At 59.0% G+C, this 23,497-nt stretch carries 26 protein-coding genes, 2 other RNA genes and 1 pseudogene; 8 read left to right on the plus strand and 21 right to left on the minus strand.

Annotation, left to right across the window (positions count from 1 at the left end; all coding sequences use genetic code 11):
* The first annotated feature begins 32 nt into the window (after positions 1–32).
* The gene (locus tag ACOYO3_RS07810; RefSeq protein WP_002516408.1) at positions 33–506 is read left to right on the plus strand and encodes a DUF2505 domain-containing protein; all 474 of its coding nucleotides are present in this window, start codon (positions 33–35) and stop codon (positions 504–506) included.
* Between the two features lie 32 nt (positions 507–538).
* Here the strand turns inward: ACOYO3_RS07810 and ACOYO3_RS07815 are convergent, their stop codons facing one another.
* The gene (locus tag ACOYO3_RS07815) at positions 539–1,036 is read right to left on the minus strand and encodes a DUF6912 family protein (protein WP_002516400.1); all 498 of its coding nucleotides are present in this window, start codon (positions 1,034–1,036) and stop codon (positions 539–541) included.
* 180 nt (positions 1,037–1,216) lie between these two features.
* On the opposite strand from ACOYO3_RS07815, the gene ACOYO3_RS07820 reads away from it, so the two are divergent.
* On the plus strand, positions 1,217–1,741 hold the full coding sequence (locus ACOYO3_RS07820) for a hypothetical protein (protein ID WP_002521497.1): 525 nt from the start codon (positions 1,217–1,219) through the stop codon (positions 1,739–1,741).
* A 42-nt stretch (positions 1,742–1,783) separates the two neighbouring features.
* On the opposite strand, the gene secA is transcribed toward ACOYO3_RS07820, so the two are convergent.
* From secA to camp1, 8 genes and pseudogenes are all read right to left on the minus strand, one after another.
* The gene (secA, locus tag ACOYO3_RS07825) at positions 1,784–4,480 is read right to left on the minus strand and encodes a preprotein translocase subunit SecA (protein WP_427305923.1); all 2,697 of its coding nucleotides are present in this window, start codon (positions 4,478–4,480) and stop codon (positions 1,784–1,786) included.
* A gap of 264 nt (positions 4,481–4,744) precedes the next feature.
* The gene (gene hpf / locus ACOYO3_RS07830; protein WP_002516401.1) at positions 4,745–5,356 is read right to left on the minus strand and encodes a ribosome hibernation-promoting factor, HPF/YfiA family; all 612 of its coding nucleotides are present in this window, start codon (positions 5,354–5,356) and stop codon (positions 4,745–4,747) included.
* 218 nt (positions 5,357–5,574) lie between these two features.
* The gene (locus ACOYO3_RS07835; RefSeq protein ID WP_002519427.1) at positions 5,575–6,069 is read right to left on the minus strand and encodes a ComF family protein; all 495 of its coding nucleotides are present in this window, start codon (positions 6,067–6,069) and stop codon (positions 5,575–5,577) included.
* Positions 6,070–6,263: 194 nt separating this feature from the next.
* A pseudogene (locus ACOYO3_RS07840) lies at positions 6,264–8,040 on the minus strand (LpqB family beta-propeller domain-containing protein).
* Positions 8,037–9,542, minus strand: coding sequence for an MtrAB system histidine kinase MtrB (mtrB, locus tag ACOYO3_RS07845; RefSeq protein WP_255994056.1), 1,506 nt, complete (start codon positions 9,540–9,542; stop codon positions 8,037–8,039). Before mtrB ends, ACOYO3_RS07840 begins: the two are co-directional and overlap by 4 nt.
* A gap of 89 nt (positions 9,543–9,631) precedes the next feature.
* Positions 9,632–10,342 (minus strand): MtrAB system response regulator MtrA, encoded by a 711-nt coding sequence (gene mtrA / locus ACOYO3_RS07850; RefSeq protein WP_427305839.1) that lies wholly within the window; start codon positions 10,340–10,342, stop codon positions 9,632–9,634.
* 64 nt (positions 10,343–10,406) lie between these two features.
* Positions 10,407–10,985, minus strand: a complete 579-nt coding sequence (locus tag ACOYO3_RS07855) for a YqgE/AlgH family protein (protein ID WP_002516393.1) — start codon at positions 10,983–10,985, stop codon at positions 10,407–10,409.
* A gap of 499 nt (positions 10,986–11,484) precedes the next feature.
* Complete coding sequence (camp1, locus tag ACOYO3_RS07860) at positions 11,485–12,342, minus strand: CAMP factor pore-forming toxin 1 (protein ID WP_002524892.1); 858 nt, start codon at positions 12,340–12,342, stop codon at positions 11,485–11,487.
* 26 nt (positions 12,343–12,368) lie between these two features.
* Between camp1 and ACOYO3_RS07865 the strand changes: the two genes are divergently transcribed.
* The 3 genes from ACOYO3_RS07865 to ACOYO3_RS07875 are packed head-to-tail and all read left to right on the plus strand — an operon-like array spanning position 12,369 to position 13,406.
* A complete protein-coding gene (locus tag ACOYO3_RS07865) occupies positions 12,369–12,800 on the plus strand; it encodes a hypothetical protein (RefSeq protein WP_002524891.1) in 432 nt (143 codons plus the stop codon).
* Complete coding sequence (locus ACOYO3_RS07870; RefSeq protein ID WP_002519423.1) at positions 12,739–13,125, plus strand: hypothetical protein; 387 nt, start codon at positions 12,739–12,741, stop codon at positions 13,123–13,125. Before ACOYO3_RS07865 ends, ACOYO3_RS07870 begins: the two co-directional genes overlap by 62 nt.
* Positions 13,125–13,406, plus strand: a complete 282-nt coding sequence (locus ACOYO3_RS07875) for a hypothetical protein (RefSeq protein ID WP_427305840.1) — start codon at positions 13,125–13,127, stop codon at positions 13,404–13,406. The genes ACOYO3_RS07870 and ACOYO3_RS07875 overlap by 1 nt, the downstream gene beginning before the upstream one ends.
* A gap of 420 nt (positions 13,407–13,826) precedes the next feature.
* Here ACOYO3_RS07875 and ACOYO3_RS07880 read toward each other — a convergent pair whose 3' ends face one another.
* Complete coding sequence (locus tag ACOYO3_RS07880) at positions 13,827–14,054, minus strand: ribbon-helix-helix protein, CopG family (RefSeq protein ID WP_002519420.1); 228 nt, start codon at positions 14,052–14,054, stop codon at positions 13,827–13,829.
* A gap of 258 nt (positions 14,055–14,312) precedes the next feature.
* Here ACOYO3_RS07880 and ACOYO3_RS07885 point away from each other — a divergent pair, with 258 nt between their 5' ends.
* The 3 genes from ACOYO3_RS07885 (at position 14,313) to ACOYO3_RS07895 (ending at position 15,056) form a co-directional block, all read left to right on the plus strand.
* The gene (locus tag ACOYO3_RS07885; RefSeq protein WP_002517794.1) at positions 14,313–14,462 is read left to right on the plus strand and encodes a hypothetical protein; all 150 of its coding nucleotides are present in this window, start codon (positions 14,313–14,315) and stop codon (positions 14,460–14,462) included.
* A gap of 65 nt (positions 14,463–14,527) precedes the next feature.
* Positions 14,528–14,779 carry a ClbS/DfsB family four-helix bundle protein gene (locus ACOYO3_RS07890; protein ID WP_002516402.1) on the plus strand — a complete coding sequence of 84 codons (252 nt, stop codon included), beginning with the start codon at positions 14,528–14,530 and terminating at the stop codon, positions 14,777–14,779.
* Positions 14,718–15,056 carry a ClbS/DfsB family four-helix bundle protein gene (locus ACOYO3_RS07895; protein ID WP_023031345.1) on the plus strand — a complete coding sequence of 113 codons (339 nt, stop codon included), beginning with the start codon at positions 14,718–14,720 and terminating at the stop codon, positions 15,054–15,056. The genes ACOYO3_RS07890 and ACOYO3_RS07895 overlap by 62 nt, the downstream gene beginning before the upstream one ends.
* Positions 15,057–15,264: 208 nt before the next feature.
* Here the strand turns inward: ACOYO3_RS07895 and ACOYO3_RS07900 are convergent, their stop codons facing one another.
* The 11 genes from ACOYO3_RS07900 to argJ form a co-directional block, all read right to left on the minus strand.
* Positions 15,265–15,492 (minus strand): hypothetical protein, encoded by a 228-nt coding sequence (locus ACOYO3_RS07900; RefSeq protein WP_002520177.1) that lies wholly within the window; start codon positions 15,490–15,492, stop codon positions 15,265–15,267.
* A 206-nt stretch (positions 15,493–15,698) separates the two neighbouring features.
* Positions 15,699–16,039, minus strand: a transfer-messenger RNA (tmRNA) gene (gene ssrA, locus ACOYO3_RS07905).
* 102 nt (positions 16,040–16,141) lie between these two features.
* Positions 16,142–16,282, minus strand: a complete 141-nt coding sequence (locus tag ACOYO3_RS07910; protein WP_002547901.1) for a hypothetical protein — start codon at positions 16,280–16,282, stop codon at positions 16,142–16,144.
* Positions 16,283–16,285: 3 nt separating this feature from the next.
* The gene (locus ACOYO3_RS07915) at positions 16,286–16,540 is read right to left on the minus strand and encodes a DUF4234 domain-containing protein (RefSeq protein ID WP_002516388.1); all 255 of its coding nucleotides are present in this window, start codon (positions 16,538–16,540) and stop codon (positions 16,286–16,288) included.
* A 475-nt stretch (positions 16,541–17,015) separates the two neighbouring features.
* Positions 17,016–17,386: a transfer-messenger RNA gene (ssrA, locus tag ACOYO3_RS07920) on the minus strand.
* 28 nt (positions 17,387–17,414) lie between these two features.
* Positions 17,415–18,017: a DUF1707 SHOCT-like domain-containing protein gene (locus tag ACOYO3_RS07925; protein WP_002516421.1), complete on the minus strand. Its 603-nt coding sequence runs from the start codon at positions 18,015–18,017 to the stop codon at positions 17,415–17,417.
* 98 nt (positions 18,018–18,115) lie between these two features.
* Positions 18,116–18,640, minus strand: coding sequence for a DUF1707 SHOCT-like domain-containing protein (locus ACOYO3_RS07930; RefSeq protein WP_002516418.1), 525 nt, complete (start codon positions 18,638–18,640; stop codon positions 18,116–18,118).
* The gene (gene argH, locus ACOYO3_RS07935; RefSeq protein ID WP_002519413.1) at positions 18,637–20,043 is read right to left on the minus strand and encodes an argininosuccinate lyase; all 1,407 of its coding nucleotides are present in this window, start codon (positions 20,041–20,043) and stop codon (positions 18,637–18,639) included. Before argH ends, ACOYO3_RS07930 begins: the two co-directional genes overlap by 4 nt.
* A gap of 141 nt (positions 20,044–20,184) precedes the next feature.
* Positions 20,185–21,399: an acetylornithine transaminase gene (locus tag ACOYO3_RS07940; protein ID WP_002524889.1), complete on the minus strand. Its 1,215-nt coding sequence runs from the start codon at positions 21,397–21,399 to the stop codon at positions 20,185–20,187.
* Positions 21,392–22,324, minus strand: a complete 933-nt coding sequence (argB, locus tag ACOYO3_RS07945; RefSeq protein ID WP_002516381.1) for an acetylglutamate kinase — start codon at positions 22,322–22,324, stop codon at positions 21,392–21,394. Before argB ends, ACOYO3_RS07940 begins: the two co-directional genes overlap by 8 nt.
* Positions 22,321–23,487, minus strand: coding sequence for a bifunctional glutamate N-acetyltransferase/amino-acid acetyltransferase ArgJ (argJ, locus tag ACOYO3_RS07950; RefSeq protein WP_002524136.1), 1,167 nt, complete (start codon positions 23,485–23,487; stop codon positions 22,321–22,323). Before argJ ends, argB begins: the two co-directional genes overlap by 4 nt.
* Positions 23,488–23,497 lie beyond the last annotated feature (10 nt).

Consider the following 23,497-nt stretch of genomic DNA (forward strand, 5'->3'; position numbering starts at 1 on the left):
GATGTGCCGTAACCGTCCGGCATCATGGTGGCATGGACATCAATTCACGGGCCCATTTCGACGCAACCCCCGACCAAGTCGTCGCTATGATGACTGATCCGGCATGGTGGCAAGACGTCCACCGTCGTGGCGGTGGCACGACCAGCAACGCCGTCGTTACAGGGGATTCACTGAGTTTGGACGTAGCTATGCCAGCCCCCAGCCAGATCACCACGTTCGTCGGTTCGACTCTGACCGCCAAGCAGACGCTGTCGTGGCAACCGGCCGGCCCCAACGGATCACGCGAGGGTACCCTCCAGATCGTCCCTCAAGGCATGCCTGCGAAAGCGGATGGACACGCATCAGTGCGCCCCGACGCCACCGGAACTGAGGTTATCTATACCGGAACCTTCACAGTGTCGGTGCCTTTAGTTGGTAAGAAACTCGAAAAAGCCGCAGCTCCTCACATCACTCAGGCATTTAACATGCAACAGGATGCTGGCAACGACTGGTTGGCCTCTCACTGAACACCACACCGGACCACGCGAGGCGGTCAGCATCACTCAAGACCGCGGAAACCCTCCGGGTCGGTGCTGACCGCAGGAAGCTCCTCGGTGACGTCATGCCATGACAACTCGTGCTCACCGATAAGGGTTTGGATAGTGACGTCGTTCCACGCGTCATCAATAGTCATGCCCTTGACTGCCTCCGCCGCCTCCCGTGAGTGAGCGTCGTCATCATCAGCGAACCACGCGGTGATCTGAGAAGGCTCGAGATGTGTCAGAGTCACTCCGCCGTTGTCGACCTCCTCATGGTCGGTGATCTGCTCAGGCGGGACGTGAGCTACGAGTACCAAGCGTCGACCAGTGTGGGTTAATCCCCACACAGAACCGATAACCATGGCGGCATGCTCGGTTTCCTCCGGATCGGTGACATCAAGGATGGATTGCAACTCCTCAGTAACCGTGAAAGCCGTTACCTGTTTCCCCGGTGCAGCAACGAGTTGATGAGCCCGCTCCGCACTGGTCGGGATGAAGACGATGGTGGATGTCGACAATTGAACCCTCCTTGGTCGGCGTGGCCTCAGATCCATGATCCACGCTACTCAAGTGCGAGCAAGAACCATATATTGGTTCGCGACATCCCAGATGATGGAACGATTCGCTCACCAGAGTTGTCCACAGATTTCCCGAACAACCCTTCCGCTTACGGTATCTCATGCGTTGTCCTTGGGTACATGACGACGACATCCTCGCCTATACCCCTCAACTCGGCACTGGTAGACCATTCCGGGATCTTCTTGGAACTTGATCGGGATTGGTGGCCTGACGAACTATGTATCGTCTCATCGGCACCGACACTGAGCCGCAACGGAGATGACTCACAAGCTCGTTACGAGGCGGTAAGGCTCACCCGCGCAGCCCACATCATCATCGTGGAGACGATGGCTGGACGACGACCTATGAGCCAGCTCGTCAAGGCCAGTAGCACTCGTGCAGTTGCGACGATGAGACGTTGGCCTCGCGGCCCGGGCTGGAGCCGTATGCTCCTCGTTGGTGAGCCACGCGTAAGTTACGACGACAACCGGGTCGACGGTGTGGGTCTGCTTGACCTCAGGGGCAGACGGTTACCACTGGCCACCAGCCTGATACTTGAGGAACGTGCCTGGCGTCTCGACGCCGTCGAACTGGTCCTCAACCCCAAAGTGGCCACGTTATTGACGTTGAAGAAAATCACCTGTGAGACCGTCGGGCTGGGATAATAACGACGGCGCCAGCCACGTAGAACTGGCGCCGTCGACCACTCACCGACGCTTCTTATTGCGGCGATTCTTTGGCTTCTTCGACGCCGCGGATCTTCTGGCGGCGCGGTTCCCCTCGCCGCGGGGCTTCTGTCCGCCTTCTGAGGTTGTCTCTGCCTCGCCTTGCTCATCCGGCGCCGAATAGGTCAAGGCCCGTCGTGGACGATTCCCCTTGGAAAGCACTGAGTCAGCCGTGACCGGGTTGCCCCCATCGTCGGTGACCAGGCCGACCTGCGGGCCGGTTTCAATCTCGAGGTTGAACAGGAACCCGACGACCTCCTCCTTGAAAGAATCCATCATCGAGTTGAACATGTCGCCACCTTCGCGCTGGTACTCGACCAACGGATCACGCTGCGCCATAGCTCGCAGACCGATGCCTTCGCGTAAGTAGTCCATCTCGTAGAGGTGCTCGCGCCATTTGCGATCCAATACCGTCAGCAGGACTTCACGCTCAAGCTGCCGCATAGTTGCCTCGCCGAGTTCGGACTCGCGGCGATCGTAGGCCTCCTGGGCGTCGGCCTTAAAGTCCTCAATAAGTTCCTCAACGTCCTGGCAATCGGCATACTCGTCAAGGTCCAAACCAACCGGATATACAGTCCCAATCTCGTTCCACATTGCGTCAAGGTCCCAGTCCTCCGAGTAACCCTCGGCGTACTTGCGGACGCCCGCCTCAACAACGCGGTCGGTAGTCGCACGCAACTCAGCCTCAACGTCAGCCCCCTCCAAGACTTTGCGACGGTCGCCATAGATGACGTGACGCTGACGGTTCATGACATCGTCGTACTTAAGGACGTTCTTTCGCATCTCGAAGTTCTGCGCTTCGACCTGCTTCTGGGCACTCTCAATCTGTCGCGACACCCACTTCGATTCGATGGGCATGTCCTCGGGCATTTTGAGGGTCACCATGGCACGGTCAATGACCTCGGGCTTGAATAGCCGCATGAGCTCGTCCTGCAGCGACAGATAGAACCGCGACTCACCGGGGTCGCCCTGTCGACCGGAACGTCCTCGCAACTGATTGTCGATACGGCGAGACTCGTGACGTTCCGAGCCAATGACATAAAGGCCGCCAAGCCCCTCGACCTCATTGTGTTCAGCCTGGGACTGCTCCTCATACTTGGCCAGGGTGTTGTTCCACGCAGTCTGGTACGCGTCCTGGTCCTCGAGGGGGTCCAAGCCCTTTTCCCGTAGGTCAAGCTCAGTGAGGAACTCGGGGTTGCCGCCGAGGATAATGTCGGTACCACGGCCAGCCATATTCGTCGACACCGTCACGGCCCCCTTACGGCCAGCTAAGGCGACAATCGCGGCTTCAGACTCATGGTGCTTGGCGTTCAGCACCTTGTGCGGAACACCGGCACGCTTGAGCTTCTCGGAAAGCAGCTCCGACTTGGCCACCGACGCAGTGCCGATAAGGATCGGCTGGCCCGCCTCGTGACGCTCAACAACATCGGCGATGATGGCATCGAACTTGGCATCCTCGGTGCGGTAAATGAGGTCCTTCTGATCTTTGCGGATCATCGGACGGTTCGTCGGGATCGGGATGACTCCCAGACCGTAAATCTTCTGGAACTCGCTTTCCTCGGTCTTAGCGGTACCCGTCATGCCGGCGAGCTTGTCGTACATGCGGAAGTAGTTCTGCAGGGTGATCGTGGCGAGAGTCTGATACTCGTCCTTGATCTCGACGTGTTCTTTGGCCTCAAGGGCTTGGTGGAGGCCTTCGTTGTAACGACGGCCAGCAAGGGTCCGGCCGGTGTGCTCGTCAACGATGAGGACTTCACCACCGACGACGACGTAGTCCTTATCGCGGTGGAAAAGCTCCTTGGCCTTGATGGCGTTGTTGAGGTACCCGATAAGCGGAGTGTTCGCTGACTCATAAAGGTTCTCGATACCGAGCCTCTCCTCAACGACGGTGATTCCGTGCCCAAGTACAGAGACGGTGCGTTTCTTCTCGTCTACCTCGTAGTCGACGTCGCGTTCGAGCCGCGAGACGATCTTGGCGAATTCCGGGTACCACTGCTTGTTCTCCTCGGCAGGTCCAGAGATGATCAGCGGGGTACGAGCTTCGTCAACGAGAATGGAGTCAACCTCGTCAACAATCGCGTAATGGTGACCGCGCTGCACGCACTCGCTGAGCGAACTGGCCATATTGTCACGCAGGTAGTCGAAGCCAAACTCGTTGTTCGTGCCATAGGTGACATCGGCCTTATAGGCCTCCTTGCGGGCCATCGGCGGCATGTCCGACAGGATCGCCGAGATCGACAAACCTAGGAACCGATGCACACGGCCCATCTGCTCTGACTGCACCCGAGCCAAGTAGTCATTGACGGTGACGATATGTACACCCTCGCCGAGCAGGCCCTCGAGGTAGGCAGGAAGCAAACCGACCAGCGTCTTGCCTTCACCGGTCTTCATCTCGGCAATGTTGCATTGGTGGAGGGCTGCACCACCCATGATCTGAACATCGAAGTGTCGCTTACCCAGCACGCGCTTTGAGGCTTCACGTACCGTCGCGAAGGCTTCTGGGAGGAGACGATCCAGACTCTCGCCATTGTCAAGACGTTGACGGAAGTCGGCGGTCTGACCGGCCAACTCGTCGTCGTCCATGGCGACGTAGTCCTCCTCAATGCTGTTGACCTGGCCGACAATGCGGTTGAGTCGGCGGATGATCTTGCCTTCACCGGCGTGCAGCACGCGATCCATGAGGTTCACGGGGCGGGTCCTTCAAGGAGTAGACGTCGTAACCGTCCGAGCATATGCCCGACGAGTGGCATAGGGAAGCCACCGCCCCCATCCTAGGGGGTCCTCGGCCGAACCAAGAACGCGCAGCTCGATCTACCCCATGAACACGCGGTGCCGGCATCTCTGCCATGCCGGCACCGGAAGCTGCGGAAAGTCGATTACCCCCATGACAAGCGGCGATGCGGGAAGACCCGCATCGCCGCGACCTCAAAACCTCAGTAAGTGTTACTCGTGGTCAAGGTCGAGATGGATGACGCCGTAGTTGTATCCCTTCTTACGCCGGTAGACGACGCTAGGCCGCTTGGAATCCTGATCAAGGTAGAGGAAGAAATCGTGACCGACTAGTTCCATCTCGTCGAGAGCCTGGGCCAGGGTTAGAGGAACAGCCTGGAAAATCTTCTCCTTAACGTAGATAGGGCTATCCCCGGTGACTTCCACGTCACCTGCGATCGTCCTTGTGGTGAGGATATCGGGTGCATCGTCAGTGCTCTCCTCAGGTAAAACGTCTAGGACCTGGGAAACACGCAGCCCGCGGCGGCTGCGACGACGATCCGCAGCCTTGACTAACTGGGTGCGAAGCCGATCGGCGGCCATGTCAAAGGCAACCATCTTGTCCTCCGCCTGTCCGACGGCTCGCACTACCGGCCCCTTAGCGCGCAGCGTGATCTCACACGTCATGGCCTGGTCTTTGGGTCCCTTAGTGCCTTGGGCGGTGAAAACCACCTCGGCGCGCTGGACCCGGTCCTTCAACTTTTCGACCCCGGAGAGCCTGTCCTCGACTTGGGCGCGCACGTCGTCACTGACGTGGCAATGCCGTCCCGAAACGATGACCTCCATGACAACCTCCTGCGCTGGGGTTTGCATCGGTCTTTCCGACGCTGACACAAAAGGCACGACCGTGTTCCACCCTCTGATGAGAGATCCGGGTGCCGTTCGGTCGTGCCATGCATCTACGCTAGCCCAAACGGGGCGCTCCCAACAGATGTTTGGCAAGCTTCAACGCGCTCAGTGACGATGCGACCAGCCTCGTGATCATACCGAGGATCTCATTGTGATCACGGCCATCGCGTCGCGGTCGCGGCGTCAGCCAGGACGACGATGGCCAGCACCTGTCGTCCCGACCGGGTCAAGGCGCGGCAGGCCTCCTCCACCGTCGCTCCGGACGTGCGTACATCATCAACAATAATGACGTCTCCGCTCCCAGAATCGGCCCTCATAGACCCTCGTTGATTGACACCACGCTGCTCATCGCCGACCTCGAGCTGATCGGCCACCTGACGGGTTCGATGCAACAGCTGGTTCACGGTTGCGCCAGGTACCTTAAGCCATTCCAAGGCCGAACGAGTCATGTCGGCAGCATGGTCAGCTCCTCGTTTCCTGACTGCCCGCCTCGATGACGGCACTGGGACAACGTCAACGTGCCCAGGAGCGGCCGCCACGGCCGGTGCTAGTCCACAGGCCAGCCATTGGCCGAGTTGATCAGTGAGCCACGTAGCACCGCGGTCCTTGTGGGCGGTGACGATCCCCGGAATCGGACCGTGGTAGCCCATGCAGGCGATGATCGGGGGCGGTCCGTCAAGGATGACCCGTGGCGCCGGATTCACGGCTTCCAGGCACGCCTGACAGATTCCGATTCCAGGCGCTGTACAACCGGGACAACATGCCCCCAGAAACAGATCCGCCAGCGATTCGAGTGTGTTCACGATCCATTAGTTTCGTGGCTCTGCCTGCTTCGGCGGAAGGGTCAAGTAGTGACCGCAACGGCGTTAACACCTTGAAGGATCTGACGCCAGCGGAAACTCTCCTCGTGGAGCAGCAACGTCCCGTCCTCGCACAGCACGACCGCCTCGGTGCCCATTTCCGTCGGCAACGCGACGACGGCCGCCATGCTAGTGGCGGTGAGCTGACCCATTGACGTCGCGCCAGATCCGTCGACGACGATCTCGTAAGGGGTCGTGACACCAGCATCGATGGCACGACCCAGCACGCACAACCGAGTCTGAGATAGCCATGCAACGTCGGTAATGATCGACAGATTCACGTCTGAGGAGGACAGCGGGATGTCGGTTATGTGACTGAGGTGGACCGCGCCTTCCTGGCGGGACAGCAGCCCAATCCCCAGCGCACGTGTCTTCCCCCGTTCAAGGACGAGGGCGACCCGGACCGCATCAGGGGCCACGCTGAACGACGTCACCCTGCACCCACCGAGATCGACGACGGTCGACATTCGGGCGCCATCTGATCCGACGACGATCAGCGTCGGATCCGTGTCCGAAAAGGTCATGATGCTGTGGTCGCGAAGCACTTGAGGCCGCCGTAAGTTCACGCCGGTGGCCAGCACCTGGATATCCTCGCTACCTTCCTGCCAGGTGAGCAATGAACGTCGATCTGCTGAGACCGCATGCCAGATCGCACCTGGGCTGCGCGGGGAGATCATTGGCATCGTAAACTGAGTAGATGCGACCTCCGCCACACTGTTGTTCGTGGTCGCCCCTCGCCCCAGTGCTCCGGGCATGATCCGGAAGTTGTGTCCTGAGGCCGCGACACGCCCCATCTGCCCCTTGATGACGGCGACCACGGTCGGTGAGTGGGTAGCGGGAAAGGGGATGAACTCGGCGTAAAGATCTGCGGACACGCTTTGATCTTCGGCCGCCTCCGGAAGCGAAAGCAGAGAGCCACCGGCAGTAAACCGGATGCGCGATATCGCTGCGAAACCATTCAGGGTCCATGTCACCTGGCTGGCTAACAGACGCCGCTGGGATGGCGACAGTTGGGCCGCCGAAGCACTCAACGGAACGGTGACCACACCGACGGCATCCACCGACGTCGTCCCCGTGACCGTCACCCCGTCCGGCAAGGCCGTTCGCAGCACCGCGTCGAGAGGCTCGGGAACCCCGGCTGTCATCGCCCGAAGAGCGGCATCTGGGTCGGCGGCGGCGCTGGGAAGATGAATGACGTCGGGCACGAGGCGGTCCGCCGCCTCTGTCAAAAAGTAGATGGGAATCGTCGACCAGCTCCGTTGAAAGGTGTACTGGGAAATGAGCACCCCTTCTGGAGGCCGGGAGATACGCCACTGACCCGATTCCTGCGCCATTCCGAAGTCATGATTGAGAGTTTGAGAACTAGTCGGATGATAGTGGCCTCTGGAATCGATCTGCCCCACCACGGGGGCCTGAAGCGCTGCGGTAGCGACGGTGCTGGCCGGCTTATGGTTCGTGGCGTCATAGATGGTGACTTTCGCATGGGGATCCCATCGATCCGCAATGTCGCTAGTGAGGTAAGACCTCGCGACCCGGTAGTCGTCACGCACGCTCGCCATCGCCTGCAGGAACCCGCCCACCACGAGGTCGATGGACGCGCCGTCTGCAGGAGGATGGGGAGCGACGTCGATGCTTTCCCGCGCGGCGGCGCGGGAAAGCATCAGCTCGCTTCACTGGGCCCTGGGATGGTACTTCGGAGCATCCGGTGAGCAAAACAGCAGCAGCTGACAGCACAGCACGCCGGGAAGGGCGTAGGGTCATCGTTCTTCCTCGTCGTCAGAGCGGTCGGCATCGGTCGGAGATGCGGGGAGCGGGGACTTGACGATGACTCCGCCGGGCTGTCTGGGAACCACCAATCGGAAGTAGGCCCCCTGGTTCGGGCGTCCCCAGGCTGTCAGCCAGCCATGATGAAGGTTCGCATCCTGACGCGAGATCGCCAGCCCTAGGCCACTGCCGCCCACAGTACGCACCCGTGATGGGTCGCCTCGCCAGAATCGTCCGAAGACCTTCTCAGCTTGCCATGCCTCAAACCCGACACCGTGATCACGCACAGCGACTCCCACCGCACAGTCATTGCCCACCACCGTAACCTCAACGGTCTTGCGCTCGGCGTGCTCGACGGCGTTGGATACCAGGTTTCGGACGATGCGGCTGATACGACGCGGATCTACCTCTGCGGTCTGAGCAGCCTCGGCAACGAGCACGATCGATACTCCTAGACGATCGGCCAACGGTGTGACGTCGCTGATCTCGGACCGCACCAAGTCAACAATGTCACAGTCTTCTAGGCTGAGTTGGGCAGCACCGGCGTCAAACCGCGAGATCTCCAACAGGTCGGCGAGAAGCAGTTCTAGCCGCTCCATCTGGTCGCGCATGAGCTCCACGGATCGCACTTGCACCGGATCGTCCGGGTTAGCCTCGACCATTTCCGAGGCCATCCGCATCGTCGTCATCGGCGTGCGTAACTCGTGGGATACGTCAGAAACGAACTGCTGTTGCAGACTCGACAACTTCTCGAGCTCACCGATGCGTAGGTCCAGCTGCGCAGCCATGTCGTTCATGGACGATGCTAGGGTCGCCAGATCGTCGGTCCCGCGCACCACCATCCGCTCGTCAAGGGCGCCTTTGGCCAGTTTTGAAGCAGTAATGGACGCTTGGCGAATCGGCAAGGAAATATGACGAGTCGCCAGATAGGTCGTAACTGCAATAGCCAAGGCCATGAGAGCACCGACGCTAATGACACTGCGACGCAATAGCTCGACGGCAGCAACCTCCTGAGTCTCGGGAAAGATGAAATATACCGGGATGGATTGGCTGGCCTCTGGCGACCACAGCGTCGACCCAACGACGATTCCGGGGACATCTGGACGGACATGGTCGGTGTAGTGCACCGTCGTGGGGGCAGTCCACATGCCGTTGGACTCCCCCACCGTCGCTGTCAGGTCCGTCGGGACCGAATCTGGGGACACGCCTTGGGAGATGAGGCCGGAAACCGGTCCCTGAATGAGGACGTGGTATTGGTCGGACTGGCTCGCGGCGTCGTCGGCAAGAAGGTTGAGCCGCTCATAGAAAGATGCCGTACGCAGATCGGTGTCGCGCAGTTGTCCCTGAATCCGATTGATGGTCGCGGTCGTCTCGGCGACGGCTGAGGTGCGCTTAGCTTCAACGATGCCCGCGGTGGCCTGACGAACGAGGAAGAAGCCACCAACAATGAGAATGACGAGGCTACTCGACAAAGTGACAGTAACCGTGCGCAGCGGCAGGGAAGACCACCACAGCCGTCGAGGTCCGGTCAGCCATGATGGGCACCAACCCGGCCGCCAACCACGACCGGCGCGCCCCGCCAGGGTGATCAGCTTTCCTCCCCAGGGGTGTTGATGCGGTAACCGATGCCACGAACAGTGACGATCATCTGGGGGTGGTCCGCGTTGCGCTCCACCTTGGAACGCAGTCTCTGCACATGGACGTTGACCAACCGAGTATCGGTGATGTTGGTGTATCCCCATACCTCACGCAACAGGGTCTCCCTGCTAAATACCCTATTGGGGTATTGGGCCATCGTAACGAGCAGGGAGTATTCCAACGGAGTGAGTGAGATCTCCTCGCCTCCTAGTTGAACCAGATGGGCAACGGGATCAATGGTCAAATCCCCGACGGTAATGACCTCGCCCTCCTCACGCCGGGAAACGGGTGTGCGCAACCGGGCACGAATACGAGCAATGAGCTCGGCGGACCGGAACGGCTTACAGACGTAGTCGTCGGCTCCAGCACCAAGTCCTTGGACGACATTAGGGGTGTCAGTGCGGGCAGTGAGCATGATGATCGGGACGCCTGACTCACGTCGGATGTCCTGACAGATCCGGATACCGTCACGACCGGGCAGCATGAGGTCGAGAAGGACCAGGGCGGGCCGGTGCTCGCGGAATACGTCCATGACATCACTGCCGTGCCCGACCCATGCCGTCGAGAACCCTTCTTTGATGAGGACAAGCTGAAGCATCTCCGCTAGGGCCGCGTCGTCGTCAACGACAAGAATCGGCCCATAATCACCGGCGGCGTCCACCGTGGACCTCCTGACTGGATTCTGAGATGGTGCATATGGTAGCCCCCATACTCCTGGCCGGTGATCAGTTGAGGGCAGGGGTGTCGGTCGCCGTTGCGAGCAACGCCGCGGGGCCGTTCTGACGATGCAGCACCGCCCGCCATAAACCTCGCGGCTCAGAGGAGAAGATGTCTTCGGGGTGAGCCACGGCTCTGATCCAGTCTCCGCGAATGAGTTCGGCCTCTAGCTGGCCGGGCACCCATTCGGCGTATCCCGCGAAGATCCGGACGTCGGTGAACGCACCTTCCACAAGTTCAGTCGGGGTGTCGAGGTGGAGCAGACCAGTTAGTCCTTGGACACGTCGCCATCCGGGAGGTTCCTCACTCGAGCGTTGCACTCGGGCCAGGCAGATGGCCCCATTTGGCGACATCGGACCGCCGAGGAAGAGATCCTGCGGCGGGGTAGCTAAATGCACCCAGCCAGGAAGTTGTCTGTGCAAGGTTCCCGCTGTGCATGGTTGGTTGACGATAACTCCAAGGACGCCATCAAGAGCAACGTCGATGAGATAAACGACGGATTCGTAGAAAATACCCTCGTCAATTTGGCGACTTGCCACAAGCAAGTCACCGACCTTGAGAGGGTTCGCGAGTATCACGAGGTCCATTGTGTCACCCACGGGCAGGGAACCGGGGCACGATCGTCAACGGACTCTTAAGATAATCACAGACCGACCCCGATTCCACCTCGATGCGACGTGCCAGGCCGTTGACGGGTTGCCGCCACGCCCCGCAGGGGTGTGAGCTGGGGCCAGTTCGGGACGTAGATGTGCCAGGGCCAATAAGCCCACTCGGGATACCAAAGGGGAGCCGAGGACCCGATAACACCGACAGGCATTCCGTCCCCGCCGACCCGGCTGGACCAGCGGATTTCGAAAGCCAAAAAGGGCAAGGTATTTCATCACTTGGGTGCGTGTCCAGTCACCCCGTAGTTCATTTCAGCGATGACGCATCCGGCGTCGTGGCGGGACGTGACCATGCGCCCCACTCCGACACCTCAATCGAGCCCGGAGGAGAAGAGACTGTGAACACGAACATGGGCCCACCCCTCAAGAGGAATGGGCCCATGCCGTAAATGATTTCGATGCAAGTGTCAGGACAACAGCATCAGGAGGCGGCCGGAGCAGGCAGGCAGACGGACGGCACTGCCGGAGTCAGCAACCTGTTGGGAGCCTTGAGGGCATCCTGGTAGGCAGCCTTGACGTCCGTGATGGCCTGATCGACCTCGGAAACACGCACCAGCGGTTCCATCAGCACACCAGTAGCCTTGAGCAGGGCACGGCTCATGAAGTAAATGGTGCCCAAGCGCTTAAAGGGCAGCACGCAGGTGTTGCGATCGAAACGAATCTGGCGAAGCACACGGGACAGCTTGGTCTTGGTGTAGAAGGTGGCCACATCGTTGGGTTTGAGGTCAGGCATCTTCTGAGCCTCCGCAAGAGCCTTCTTCACAGCCGCCATTTCGTCCTTCAGCTGATCGCTAGTGGCGCTCACGGTCACCAGTAGCACACTGGCGTGGACCAACTCAAGGAACACGTGGGAGTGGGCTGGCTGGGCCTTGTCCTGCAAGGTGTGGGCTGCGCCGTTGACGGTATCGACCATCGTTACCAGCAACTCGACACGAGTGGGGATCGACTTAAGGAAAGCAATCCCACCCTTGATCACGTTGACGAGTGCTTCCTTGATCCGTCTGGCCGTCTCCAGGAGCTTGCCAATGATATTGAGGACGTTCGCGGGCGCGAAGGCTTCCTTTGCGCTCTTCTGGGTATCCAGAAGCGAGGCAATACGGGCATTGACAACCTGCAGCTCCTTCTGCGCTTCCGCAACAGAAAGGGTCTTATTGGGCTGAGTGGCGCTCACCGCAACTATGGGGGCAACCGGGGCAGCATAAGCTGTCGCTCCAGAGAAAGCTGCCGGCGCCATCAAGGCACCAACAATCAGCGGCGCTGCTAAGAACTTAACCTTCATTTGTGGGTTCCTTTCATCGGGAACAATTGCTCGCAACTGCAAGCAAGAAGCATCGTTGCACACCAGGGGGTCAACTTGGCGTCCTCAGTTCAAAATTGATTCAAACTAACAGTTCCATGTCGGGAAACAGCACCAGGAAGCTCGTGACATATCGTCTTTCATTGCGAGAAACATCTTACTTATGTATATTTCTAAGCTATAGCGTCTACCCTTGTCAGACCCAGGACGATGGGTGTCACATCCCCTTTCTAGTCAACCTAAGAGAGGAGGAAATGCCGCGATATATGTTCCACCCTGTCATCACGAACGCCACCACAATCTATCCCAGAACAGCCGGCACTTCACTCACGATGCCCCGATTCTGGATTCCTATTGTCGCCCTTATTAGGGCAAGCGGTGCCAGTAGCAGAATATGTCACCTCAACAACTCGATCCACCCCTGCCCATTACATGGGTAACATATCCATGGAGGTTCGATGTATACTCGAGGATACAGTCGTCCATCACGCCCGCCTACATACCCATTACATCAGCATAGAAATATGCTCCAACAGCAACTCCGATGCCTCATTTGCCAGCCGGCCACATGCCTATATCCACGAGCAGTGGTTATCACCCAGATGTGGGTGCCGTAGAGAAGACCGCATTCTCGCGCGCGACATTTGCACCCGTCACCATGTCCCCACTCGCAAGCTTTCCACCGCCCAAATACGGGCCGATATGGCGGGAATATACAGTTCGGCGCCTCACAAGTCCGACCACGACGACGACCCCGGACCTTGATGGGCTCCGCTAGGACAGGTTCATGGCCATCATGCAAGGACACCCAACCTAGCCAGAAGGAGACGAACTCACCATGCCAACATCAGTCAGATCACGAAACTCATCAAGGCATCCATTCAGCAATGGCCCGCGATATCCGCATGACGCAAAACCAGAACAGCACGTTGAAACAGCAGGCATCGAACATCTCCACTGTCAAGAACATCGCCACCAAAATGTGGAAGATCAGGACGCCCTATGACCCATCTGGTACTACGCGCTCGAGAACCAGGCCGCCTTGAATCCAAGCTCTTCGACATCACAAGGAAGGTAAAATGATGACTGACAAGGCTTTTTAGACTGGTGAGAGTGAACGCGCCCTCAAGACATTCTCCAGACCTTCGTCGCCGTGCTCGACGCGACAACTGGCAGGATGGACATGACCGCCCTATCGGTCAGGCGAGCGTAAACAATGGCACGCCTACCAGACCTAAATCGACAACTGCAGGCTCGCCCACAAGCTTTCCAGCCCATTCCTCAACCATCGCACAGGCGAACTCGAGGCTCACGCACCCACAATCCGTGTCACCATGAAGGGCTTGTCCTTCCTGCACTGGCTTCACGGCAGCACCGACGATTTTGCCGACCTCATCGACTCCGACGAGGCGGCGGCAGCATGAGCGCCGTTAACCTGCGCGTATCAGGTGTTGGGGGGCTAGTCCTCATGCGAGCGCAGCCTCGAGCGCTTCACGCACAATCTCGGAGCGTCGCTTCCCAGTGCGCGCAGCTTCATGGTCGAGCTTGGCGTTGAGTCCTTGGGGAAGCCGCACGGTCACCGACGGCGAACGCACGCCGGGGGAACTCAGCGATGGCCTACCCGCACCGCGGGCCTCAGTGGCCGCCTCAACGAGTTCGTCGGCCCGATGTACGACCGCCCTTCGTCTCCACACTTGGTGACAATCGGAGTGGGTTCACAAGTAGCAACGACGTGACGCACGTGAGCCTTGCCGACCCGGTGCCTGCGTGAACCTCAACTCCGCACCCCAAATATGACCTACACAATCAAGGTTATGCAAGACACAACTCAAGATGATGACGACTACCACGCCGATAAAGTGGCCTCATGAGCGCTATCAAAACGACCGAGGCCTCTCTATTCGACTGTCCATCCCATCTTTTGCCCGGCTTCGTGGACAAGAGATTTAACGTTGACTGCCAAATGGAGAGCCACCGGTAGACCACGGATATCGGCAGGTCTCGTTGACCCGAAGATAGCGGCCAAGGGTGACGTATTCGATACCGGTATCGCGCGACAGCTGGACCACGGATTTACCCTCAAAGCTGGCCTGCACACGTGATCACGGCGCCGAGGGTGCCTCCAGTCCATCCTGCCCGTGCGGTTCAGGTCGTTTAGGATGATCGCATGCCCAGACCGACGACGAAGAGCGAACTGCTGGCCGCAGCGAGTGCCTCCTTCAAGAAGCTCACGACGCTGTGGGACGGATTCACTCCCGAGCAAGCCCACGCGCCATTCCCGGCAGCGCTGTTGACAGGCGGTACTGAGGCACATTGGCAGCGCGACAAGTGCCTACGTGACGTCGTGATCCACCTGCATGAATGGCACAATCTCGTCACCGTATGGGTCAGTGCCAATCAGGCTGGCACCCTCTCCTGAACCGTACACATGGCGTAACTACGCCGCGCTCAACGAACAGTTCGTCCGCCAACATCAGAATACGACCTACGAAGCAGCTCGCGATCTCTTGGCGGCATCACACCAGCACGTACTCGGTATTATTGAAGGTTTCAGTAACGACGAGCTGTTCACCAAGAAGCACTTCGGGTGGACGGGGACGACCAGCTTGGGTTCCTACTTTGTGTCGGCGACCAGTTCCCACTACGAGTGGGCGGCCAAGAAAACCCGCACCTACGCGAGGATCCTCGCACGCTAACGTCGCTTCTTGACCCGCTAAGGGCCAATATCATGTTTGAATTCGGGGTTTGTGCGTGGCTGGCCCCACTCGTTGAGGAGCCGGCCAACTCTAAAGACCCGACGGCCCCAACCTCTCACCAACGCCGTGAGGATGCGCCACGTCGCGCGAACTGGCCCCAGAAGCTCACAAAGTTGAGGCCCGCGAGACATGGCGCAACGGCGCCGCATTAGTAGAAGTAGACGCGCGGAGCCTTCCTCCACCAAACGTCCTCACGGGCAGTCTTGGCTGAGTGGCACGGCCTCAAGTTCGCCTTGTCATGGCCGCCATCCCTCTCGAGAGGGATGGCGTGGCCCACATCTTGCACGGGTGTTACCCGTCCTACCGCTACGCAGTGCTCGCACAACGGATGAGCCGTGGCGTGAGCGTCCCGGACGCTCACGCCACCGGTGGTCATAACGCTTGTTAATTGCCGAGTCACATTGAAAGCGTCGGTAACAAACGTCCTCGGCTTTGACGTACGCGGTGCGGAATCCGTCAGAAGTGAAATCGGGACAGCCAGGGTGGGAGCAGAGGCGTTTGGGTTTGACCGGCATGCTCACCGCCTTCTACGAACGGCAAGTCCCTAAACGGGTCACCGAGAAGCGCCTGCGGGTCTCTGCCTAGTGGAGAGGCAGGAATTGAACCCACGTCCTTGAAAGACCGTCCAGACATTTTCCGGGCGCAGTCGATGCTGTCGTTATTGCTCGGCTCCTGCACTCACACCGACATGGTGCAAACAAACTCGATCGTAGAAATAATTCCGCCCAGTCACCACGACAACAACTGGGCGGCAAGTCATCGCAACGAAACCAGAATCCGGGCTGACCCTTCGATCACTGATCAGGCAGCAAGAGCGAAGTCAGTGCGAGTATTCTCGGCACTTATAGATTCCCAACGATCGTTAACAAGTTGACCCTGGGCCCTCACCCCACTTCTCCTGGAACAACCGTCCGGAAAACGCTGCACTACAGCTCGGCTATCACTGCGCTGACGCCAACCGAATTGATCAGGATATCGGCCCTGTCACTGGCACCGCCACAGCATGATCCGCATCAGTGACAACGTCAGCCGCGCACGTTATAGTCGGCAGCCAGCGCATTCACGGCGTGCAGGAACTTGTGCATGAAGATAAACGGGCCGACGATGATGAACCCGCCCAACACTGCCCACAACCAGAAATCCCCCGCCGTCACGCCAGACTTCATGCCTCATCGATTCTGTTCGCGCCCAATACTCCCACAGACCTGATGCATCCAGATGTACATGGCAATTCCAATAGTCAGCGGAGAGATCACCAGGGCGACGAGCCAGAAATTCATAGTACGTCGGCCGTCCCACCGCGATGCGATGACATTGAGGTCCTCGCCGGCCCGGGCCAGCACCCAGACGTCGTAGATGCCGAAGGTGATTATCCCCAGCAGAATGTACTTGAGCAGGGACCGGTTGGTGTCAAAAGTGCCCATCTGAAACGCCGGAGCGCAAGGCTGCGGGACACTGCGCGGGTCACATGGCTGCTGGCTTTAGGACAACGGCTGACCATAGGTCTGCCAATCCTGGTCAGAATACGGCTAGGACGCGAACGAAACCTCGCCGCGCTGCGGAGGAACATTGGATTCAGGATTGAATGACACGAAATTCTCTTCTCCTCGGAAGAAATGATACCTGAACATCTCCGATGTCCAGAATCAGATTACCTTACCGAAGCGACCGTAAAAGTCCTGTCCATTCATCGCACTGTGCTTGAACCAGCGCTACGCGAAGGCCAGCACGGGCGAGCATGAGACACAGGACTCATTGCTGGAGTACTCCGCCGGTCGAAAAACTCCCACCATAGCGTCGCGGTTCTACAAAACAGGGAAGAAGAGATCGCACACAGAAATCTCATGTAGACAAAATGAGAAAATGCTGACTCCGGCTGCAGAGTTCAACACTCCCCTCTAGTGGAGATGGCGGGAATTGAACCCGCGTCCTTGAAAGACCGTCCAGACATTCTCCGGGCGCAGTCGATGCTGTCGTTATTGCTCGGCTCCTGCACTCACACCGACATGGTGCAGACAAGCCCAGTCACGGAAACGTCCCGTACAGCTCCCGTGACCACAGCTGTACGGCAAGCCTTCTAAACGAGGCCAGGATCCGGACGGAAGGCTACATCCGGGCTGACCCTTCGATCACTGATCAGGCAGCGAGAGCGAAGTCAGTGCGAGTGTTCTCAGCACTTATAGGTTTCCAAGGATCGTTAACGAGTTGACCCTGGGTCCTCGGCCCGCTTCTCCTGGAACAACCATTCCAAGTCGAAACCAGTCATCCCCCTGTTGAGTTGTGTTGGTTAAGTGTATCTCATCGACCACGACTTAACGAACCTACCGCACGCCGTCGTCCATCATCGAAAAATCTCAGCGGGATCACCCGTAGGAGGGGGTTCGTCCACTCAATTCCCTCGAATGCTTTAGCAGCGTGCATGATCGTGCCAGCGAACCACGCCATACCGACGAATGGGAAGGTCACGATCATGAGGTTCGTTTTGACGGCAACTCCCAATACCACTATCGCCAGGAGCAGCGCGACGAGCTGGAAATTGGCCTGTTGGGCCGCCTGACGACGTATCCAGGACCCCCGTGGCGAGATAGCAACTCCCAGCATCGGCCCAAGAGGCCCAAGGAACAATGGGGACAGCCCAATGACGCCAGCTGCCAACGTCTCGCCTGCGGCGATACGCGAACCGTGAGCCTGTCCACCGACGACCGCTAGTCCGGTCAGGGCGGCATTGAGATCAGCGCGAGTCACCGCCCCCAAAGCGCGAGTCACCCTATCGTCGAAGTCGTCGGGCGAGAGCCGACCGTCAACGTAGGCATCGCGCAAGAAGGCCACGACTCGATCACGGTCGACGTCGTTGACAAGCCAGCCATCTTTTCCGGTTTGCCACGTCTGCCAACTGTTCATGCTTTCCAGGATGAACCGACAGCAAGGCCTAACCAACCGAACTCACCTTGAGGTAGACCGTGGTCATAGGTGCCGCCCACAACCGCGATACCTGTGTCTCAGTCTTGCCCTTTGAACCCTCGAACTGCCTGCACAATCGTGACCACCGTCCAGATCAGTGACAGGAAGCCCGCGTTCCGGTGATTCAAGCCAAAGCCCGTCGGGCTTATACCAAAGCCTGCCACGAAGGCGAAGAATACGATCTGGGTCACCAGCTGGAGTTTGATCTTGCTGTGCGCCCATGACCCTTGAGCCGTCAGCGCGAAACCGACAGCCGGTCCAATCGGACCACTAACCAGAGCTGACAGACCGCACAGCCCGACTCCCGTCGTAGGCCTTTTGTCCGGGATGTCCGGCAATGGTGTCCTGATCCCCTCGGGGACGGAGGGCTTGAAGGACGGCAGATTGCGATAGCTCTCGTCGAGTTCGCAGCGAGTTCGCGCCAATAATGCGGTTTCAGTGCGGCGTTCTCGCTCCATATCGTCAATGGCACCGTGGGCATAAGCGTCGTTGATGTGGTCGAGAACCCGGTCTCGCTGCTCATTCGTCACCCGCAGCGACGAGTCGTCGGTCCCCCAATTCATCGGGTTTCGGCCTCTCCGAAACTGCGCAAGCCCGCAATGGCCTCGCGCAGCTCGGTGATCTGCTCAGCGACGCGCTCAGGTGCGGTCCCACCGCGTCCGGCCCGAGAGCGTACTGACCCCTGAACTGTCATGACCTCGCGCACCTGCGGGGTTAGACGGGGATCGATCGCGGTAAGTTCCTGGTCGGTGAGATCGGCCAACTCCTTATTCTGAGACTCTGCCTCGCGCACGCAAGCCCCGGACAACTCGTGGGCGACCCGGAAGGGAACCCCCTGGCGTACCAACCACTCGGCAACGTCGGTAGCCAATGAGAACCCCTGACCAGCCATCTCGGCCATGCGATCGGTGTTGAACACGGCGGTGTCCACCATTCCAGTGATAGCTGGCAACAGCAGGTGGAGCTGGTCAATCTGGTCGAAAACCGGCTCTTTATCCTCCTGAAGGTCACGGGCGTAGGCCAGTGGCAGGCCCTTAAGGGAAGCCATGAGACCGGCAAGATCACCAATGAGACGCCCTGCCTTGCCGCGGGCAAGCTCAGCGATGTCCGGGTTCTTTTTTTGCGGCATGATCGATGAACCCGTCGAGAAGGAATCGTCGAGAGTGACGTAACCGAACTCGCGGGTATTCCAGATGATGATCTCTTCACTCAACCGCGATAAGTCGACTCCGACCTGGGCGGCAACGAAGGCGAACTCAGCAACAACGTCTCGAGCCGCAGTACCATCAATGGAATTCGGGACTGACGACGAGAACCCCAGATCACGTGCAACCGCCTCTGGATCCAGACCCAATGATGATCCTGCTAGTGCCCCGGATCCGTATGGCGAACAATCCAGTCGCGCATCGAGATCGCGAAAACGCTGCACGTCGCGGAGCAGCGGCCACGCGTGGGCCAGCAGCTGGTGAGCCAGCAACACCGGCTGGGCGTGCTGCATGTGGGTACGACCAGCGATAACCGCGTCACCGACGTCCTCGGCTTGTCGACTTAGCACATGAGCGAGTCCCAGAAGCTCCCCAGCAAGACTGCGGGCTTCCTCACGAAGGTAGCGACGCAGCAGAGCAATAATCTGGTCGTTGCGGGAACGCCCGGCACGTAGCCGTCCTCCGAGATCTTTCCCGGCACGCTCCATGAGACCGCGCTCCAGAGCAGTATGGACATCCTCGTCCTCTGGCTGAGCCACGAAACGGCCCGAAACAACGTCCTCCTCCAAGGCGTTAAGAGCCTTCATCATCCCCTCGTACTGATCGTCATCGAGGAGACCTGCGGCATGAAGTACCCCGGCGTGAGCACTCGATCCAGCAATGTCGTGGCGGGCTAGTCGCCAATCGAATTGGGTGGAGACTGACAGCGCCGCCAACGCCTCAGACGGGCCGCCAGAGAATCGTCCACCCCACAGCGCCATCGGGCGATCGGCCTGGGCGTTGTTCTGAGAATGGTCGTACGGTTCGGTGGTCACAAAGAACTCCTCTGTCGGGGATTTTCAGCTTACCTACCGTCCTTCACACCGTCTTCAAACCCCATCCCACGGCATCAAGGAGGATCGTCAGGCCTGCACCGCGTCAATGAGACGGGGAAGGGCAGCGATGAAGGACTCGGCCTCCGCCTTCGTGAGGATGTAGGGCGGGGCCAACCTCAGTGTCGATGGGTTAACAGCGTTGACGATGAACCCAGCATCGCGGGCAGCCGCGACAAGATCGGCGGCGATGTCCGAATCGAACTGGACGCCAAGGAGAGCACCGGTACCCCGTACCTCTGTAATGCGCGGATGACTTTGGCGCAGCGCGGTCGACATCAAGGTGCCGATCTGACGGACGTGAGTCAGTAGATCATCGGATTCGATCGTAGAAATGACCGCTAACGCCGCAGCACAAGCTAGCGGGTTGCCGCCGAAGGTAGTCCCGTGCTGCCCGGCTGCGAGGATCCCAGATACGTCCGATCCGAACGCCATCGTCGCACCGATAGGAAAGCCGCCTCCCAGTGCTTTCGCCATAGTCATCACGTCGGGGGTGATGTGGGCGCTCTGGTGCGCAAACCAGCGACCGGTACGTCCCATGCCACATTGCACCTCGTCGACGACCATGAGGACATCGTGGCAGGCCGTCAGCTCGCGTACCTGCTGTAGGTATTCATCCGACAAGGGGACGACCCCAGCCTCACCCTGAATGGGTTCCATAAAGACCCCGGAAACATCGCCCCTGTCTAGCTCACTAGCTAATGCGTCTGGGTCTTCGGGAGCTATGAAGGTGACATCGACAGCCGAGGGACCGAACGGTTGACGGTAAGCGATCTTGTGGGTCAACGAAAGAGCGCCGAGACTACGACCGTGGAAAGCATGATTAAGGGCGATGATACGTCCGTTTTTACGAGCCAAACAGATCTTGATGGCCGCCTCATTGGCTTCAGTACCAGAGTTCGAGAGAAACACTGCCGACCCCTTTGGTGCTTTCGCCAGTGCGAGGAGTTTTTCTGCGAGATCCAGCTGGGGCCCCGTGGTAAAAAAGTTCGAGACATGAGCCAGTGTCTCTGACTGATGGCTCACAGCCTCGACCCACGCTGGATGGGCATATCCCAAGGCGTTGACCGCAATTCCAGCCAGCAAGTCCAGGTATTCCTTGCCATCATTGTCGACAACGACGCAACCCTGGCCGTGGTCTAGGCACAGCTGAGGATTGCCAAACACGCCGAGAAGTGCATTGCGGTAGCGCTCTTGCCAATTGCCGTTCGTTTGTTGCTCCGCCATCGTCATCCTCTCAGACATAGTCGTCGCTGCGTGCCATTGTTCCGACGCCCCTGGTAGTGAAAATCTCCAGCAAAAGGGCGTGTTCAATGCGTCCGTCTACAATCGCAGCACTCGAGACCCCGCCGTCAATGGCATCAAGCAGAGCCTGCGCCTTCGGACGCATACCCTCACCTAGACGCGGAATCATGGCACGCAAATCACTCGCGGAGACCTCAGAGATAAGAGTGTGAGGGTCAGGCCAGGTGCCATAAATACCAGCGACGTTTGTCAGCATGACGAGCTTTTCCGCACGTAGTGCCTGAGCAATAGCGGTGGCGGCAGTGTCGGCATTGACGTTGAGAACCTGTCCGGTGGGACGACCAGCCGCGTCAACCTCGGGACTCACCGGTGCAATGACCGGAATCTGACCGCGATCAAGCATAGAGATAACGAGATCGATGTTGACGTCAACGATGTCTCCCACCAAACCCATGTCTATTTGCTCGCCATCAACAATTACCCGCGACTTCCGGGCCGACAAAAGTCCAGAGTCCTCACCTGACATGCCAGCTGCTAGCGGCGCATAGGCGTTGATTCGATTAACGAGCTGACGGCCCACCTGCCCGACGAGCACCATCCGGACAACCTCCATGACCTCCGGAGATGTCACCCGCAAACCATTACGGAACTCCACTGGGGTAGCAGATTCAGCAAGCATCGCATTGATCTGAGGGCCACCACCGTGGACGACAATAGGGCGAATCCCCACAGAGGCCATAAACACAATGTCGTCGGCGAAGGCCTGCTGCAGGCCGGGATCAACCATCGCGTTGCCGCCATATTTCACGACGACAGTGCGGCCCTGAAACCGCCTGATCCAAGGCAGCGCTTCTACCAGGACCTCAGATTTCCGCTGAGCCGAGAACTGGGTGTCGTTGAGGGGGATGTCAAGAGCAAGGGTCATGATGTATACGCGCTATTCTCTTCGACGTATTGGTGGGTCAGATCATTGGTCCATACCGCAGCTTCGGCGTCACCCGCATGCAGCTCAATATCGATGTGAACCTCTCGTGGCCTCATATCGACGAGGTTGCGGTCCTCCCCGATACCCCCGGCCTTACAGATCTGGATGTCATTGATAGACACATCCACTTGGTCGGGATCGAAGGGAGCTACATTCTCGGGAACACATCCGATCGCCGCGAGGATGCGACCCCAGTTGGGGTCATTTCCTGCGATAGCCGTTTTGACGAGGTTGGAACGCGTGACCTCCCGGGCCACCGCCACAGCAGCTTCGGTACTGATGGCACCTGTAACGGTCACTTTGACATCGTGGTGGGATCCCTCAGCATCTGCGACAAGCTGGCGAGCCAAGATGGCGCACAGCTCGGTGAGTGCGTCGGTAAGTTCATCACCCGTCAGGCTGATACCGGAAGCCCCCGAGGCCATAGCGACAACTGTGTCATTGGTCGACATGCAGGCATCGGAGTCAACCCGACTGAAGGTGATGTCACATGCCTTGGCCAGGGAATCCTGGAACTCCTCGGGGTCGACAATAGCGTCAGTAGTAAGAAAGACGAGCATCGTCGCTAGTTGTGGAGCCAGCATTCCGGCGCCCTTAGCGATCCCGCCGAATCGCGCACCGCCTGCATCGACAGTTGCCATTTTCGGGACGGTGTCGGTCGTCATAATCGCTCGAGCCGCTGAGGCGTCAGCGTTGTCTCCCCTGCCTAGGGCGCGGTGGATAGTGCTCGCTCCCACCAGAATGGACGGCATGTCGAGCCTGACTCCGATGACTCCAGTTGAGGCGATAACGACCTCGTGCGGCTTGCACTCGAGAAGGGTCGCAACATGCTCAGCCTCGCACTGACAGTCGGCGAAGCCATTGATCCCGGTACAGGCGTTAGCGACAGCCGCGTTGACAATGACAGCACGAGCCTTGTGGTCGGCAGTGGCATGACGCGACCACTGGACCGGCGCAGCGCACACGCGGTTTGTTGTGAATACCCCGGCAACGACGTCGGCGGGTCCATCGTTGACGATGAGTGCAAGGTCCAGGCCTGGGGTGGTTCGCAACCCGGCCTGAATACCCCCGGCGCGGAATCCGAGTGGATAGGTGACCGACATGAATCCTCCT

The organism is Cutibacterium sp. KBN10P07758, from assembly GCF_050286205.1.
GTDB lineage: Bacteria > Actinomycetota > Actinomycetes > Propionibacteriales > Propionibacteriaceae > Cutibacterium > Cutibacterium acnes.

Bases quoted from the DNA above. Each gene is read 5' to 3' on its own strand.
- ACOYO3_RS07810 (WP_002516408.1), top strand. From the start codon at position 33: ATGGACATCAATTCACGGGCCCATTTCGACGCAACCCCCGACCAAGTC.
- ACOYO3_RS07820 (WP_002521497.1), top strand. From the start codon at position 1,217: ATGACGACGACATCCTCGCCTATACCCCTCAACTCGGCACTGGTAGAC.
- secA (WP_427305923.1), bottom strand. From the start codon at position 4,480: ATGGATCGCGTGCTGCACGCCGGTGAAGGCAAGATCATCCGCCGACTC.
- hpf (WP_002516401.1), bottom strand. From the start codon at position 5,356: ATGGAGGTCATCGTTTCGGGACGGCATTGCCACGTCAGTGACGACGTG.
- ACOYO3_RS07835 (WP_002519427.1), bottom strand. From the start codon at position 6,069: ATGGGCTACCACGGTCCGATTCCGGGGATCGTCACCGCCCACAAGGAC.
- ACOYO3_RS07855 (WP_002516393.1), bottom strand. From the start codon at position 10,985: ATGGACCTCGTGATACTCGCGAACCCTCTCAAGGTCGGTGACTTGCTT.
- camp1 (WP_002524892.1), bottom strand. From the start codon at position 12,342: ATGAAGGTTAAGTTCTTAGCAGCGCCGCTGATTGTTGGTGCCTTGATG.
- ACOYO3_RS07875 (WP_427305840.1), top strand. From the start codon at position 13,125: ATGGGCTCCGCTAGGACAGGTTCATGGCCATCATGCAAGGACACCCAA.
- ACOYO3_RS07890 (WP_002516402.1), top strand. From the start codon at position 14,528: ATGCCCAGACCGACGACGAAGAGCGAACTGCTGGCCGCAGCGAGTGCC.
- ACOYO3_RS07895 (WP_023031345.1), top strand. From the start codon at position 14,718: ATGAATGGCACAATCTCGTCACCGTATGGGTCAGTGCCAATCAGGCTG.
- ACOYO3_RS07900 (WP_002520177.1), bottom strand. From the start codon at position 15,492: ATGACCACCGGTGGCGTGAGCGTCCGGGACGCTCACGCCACGGCTCAT.
- ACOYO3_RS07910 (WP_002547901.1), bottom strand. From the start codon at position 16,282: ATGAAGTCTGGCGTGACGGCGGGGGATTTCTGGTTGTGGGCAGTGTTG.
- ACOYO3_RS07915 (WP_002516388.1), bottom strand. From the start codon at position 16,540: ATGGGCACTTTTGACACCAACCGGTCCCTGCTCAAGTACATTCTGCTG.
- ACOYO3_RS07925 (WP_002516421.1), bottom strand. From the start codon at position 18,017: ATGAACAGTTGGCAGACGTGGCAAACCGGAAAAGATGGCTGGCTTGTC.
- ACOYO3_RS07930 (WP_002516418.1), bottom strand. From the start codon at position 18,640: ATGAATTGGGGGACCGACGACTCGTCGCTGCGGGTGACGAATGAGCAG.
- argH (WP_002519413.1), bottom strand. From the start codon at position 20,043: ATGGCGCTGTGGGGTGGACGATTCTCTGGCGGCCCGTCTGAGGCGTTG.
- ACOYO3_RS07940 (WP_002524889.1), bottom strand. From the start codon at position 21,399: ATGTCTGAGAGGATGACGATGGCGGAGCAACAAACGAACGGCAATTGG.
- argB (WP_002516381.1), bottom strand. From the start codon at position 22,324: ATGACCCTTGCTCTTGACATCCCCCTCAACGACACCCAGTTCTCGGCT.
- argJ (WP_002524136.1), bottom strand. From the start codon at position 23,487: ATGTCGGTCACCTATCCACTCGGATTCCGCGCCGGGGGTATTCAGGCC.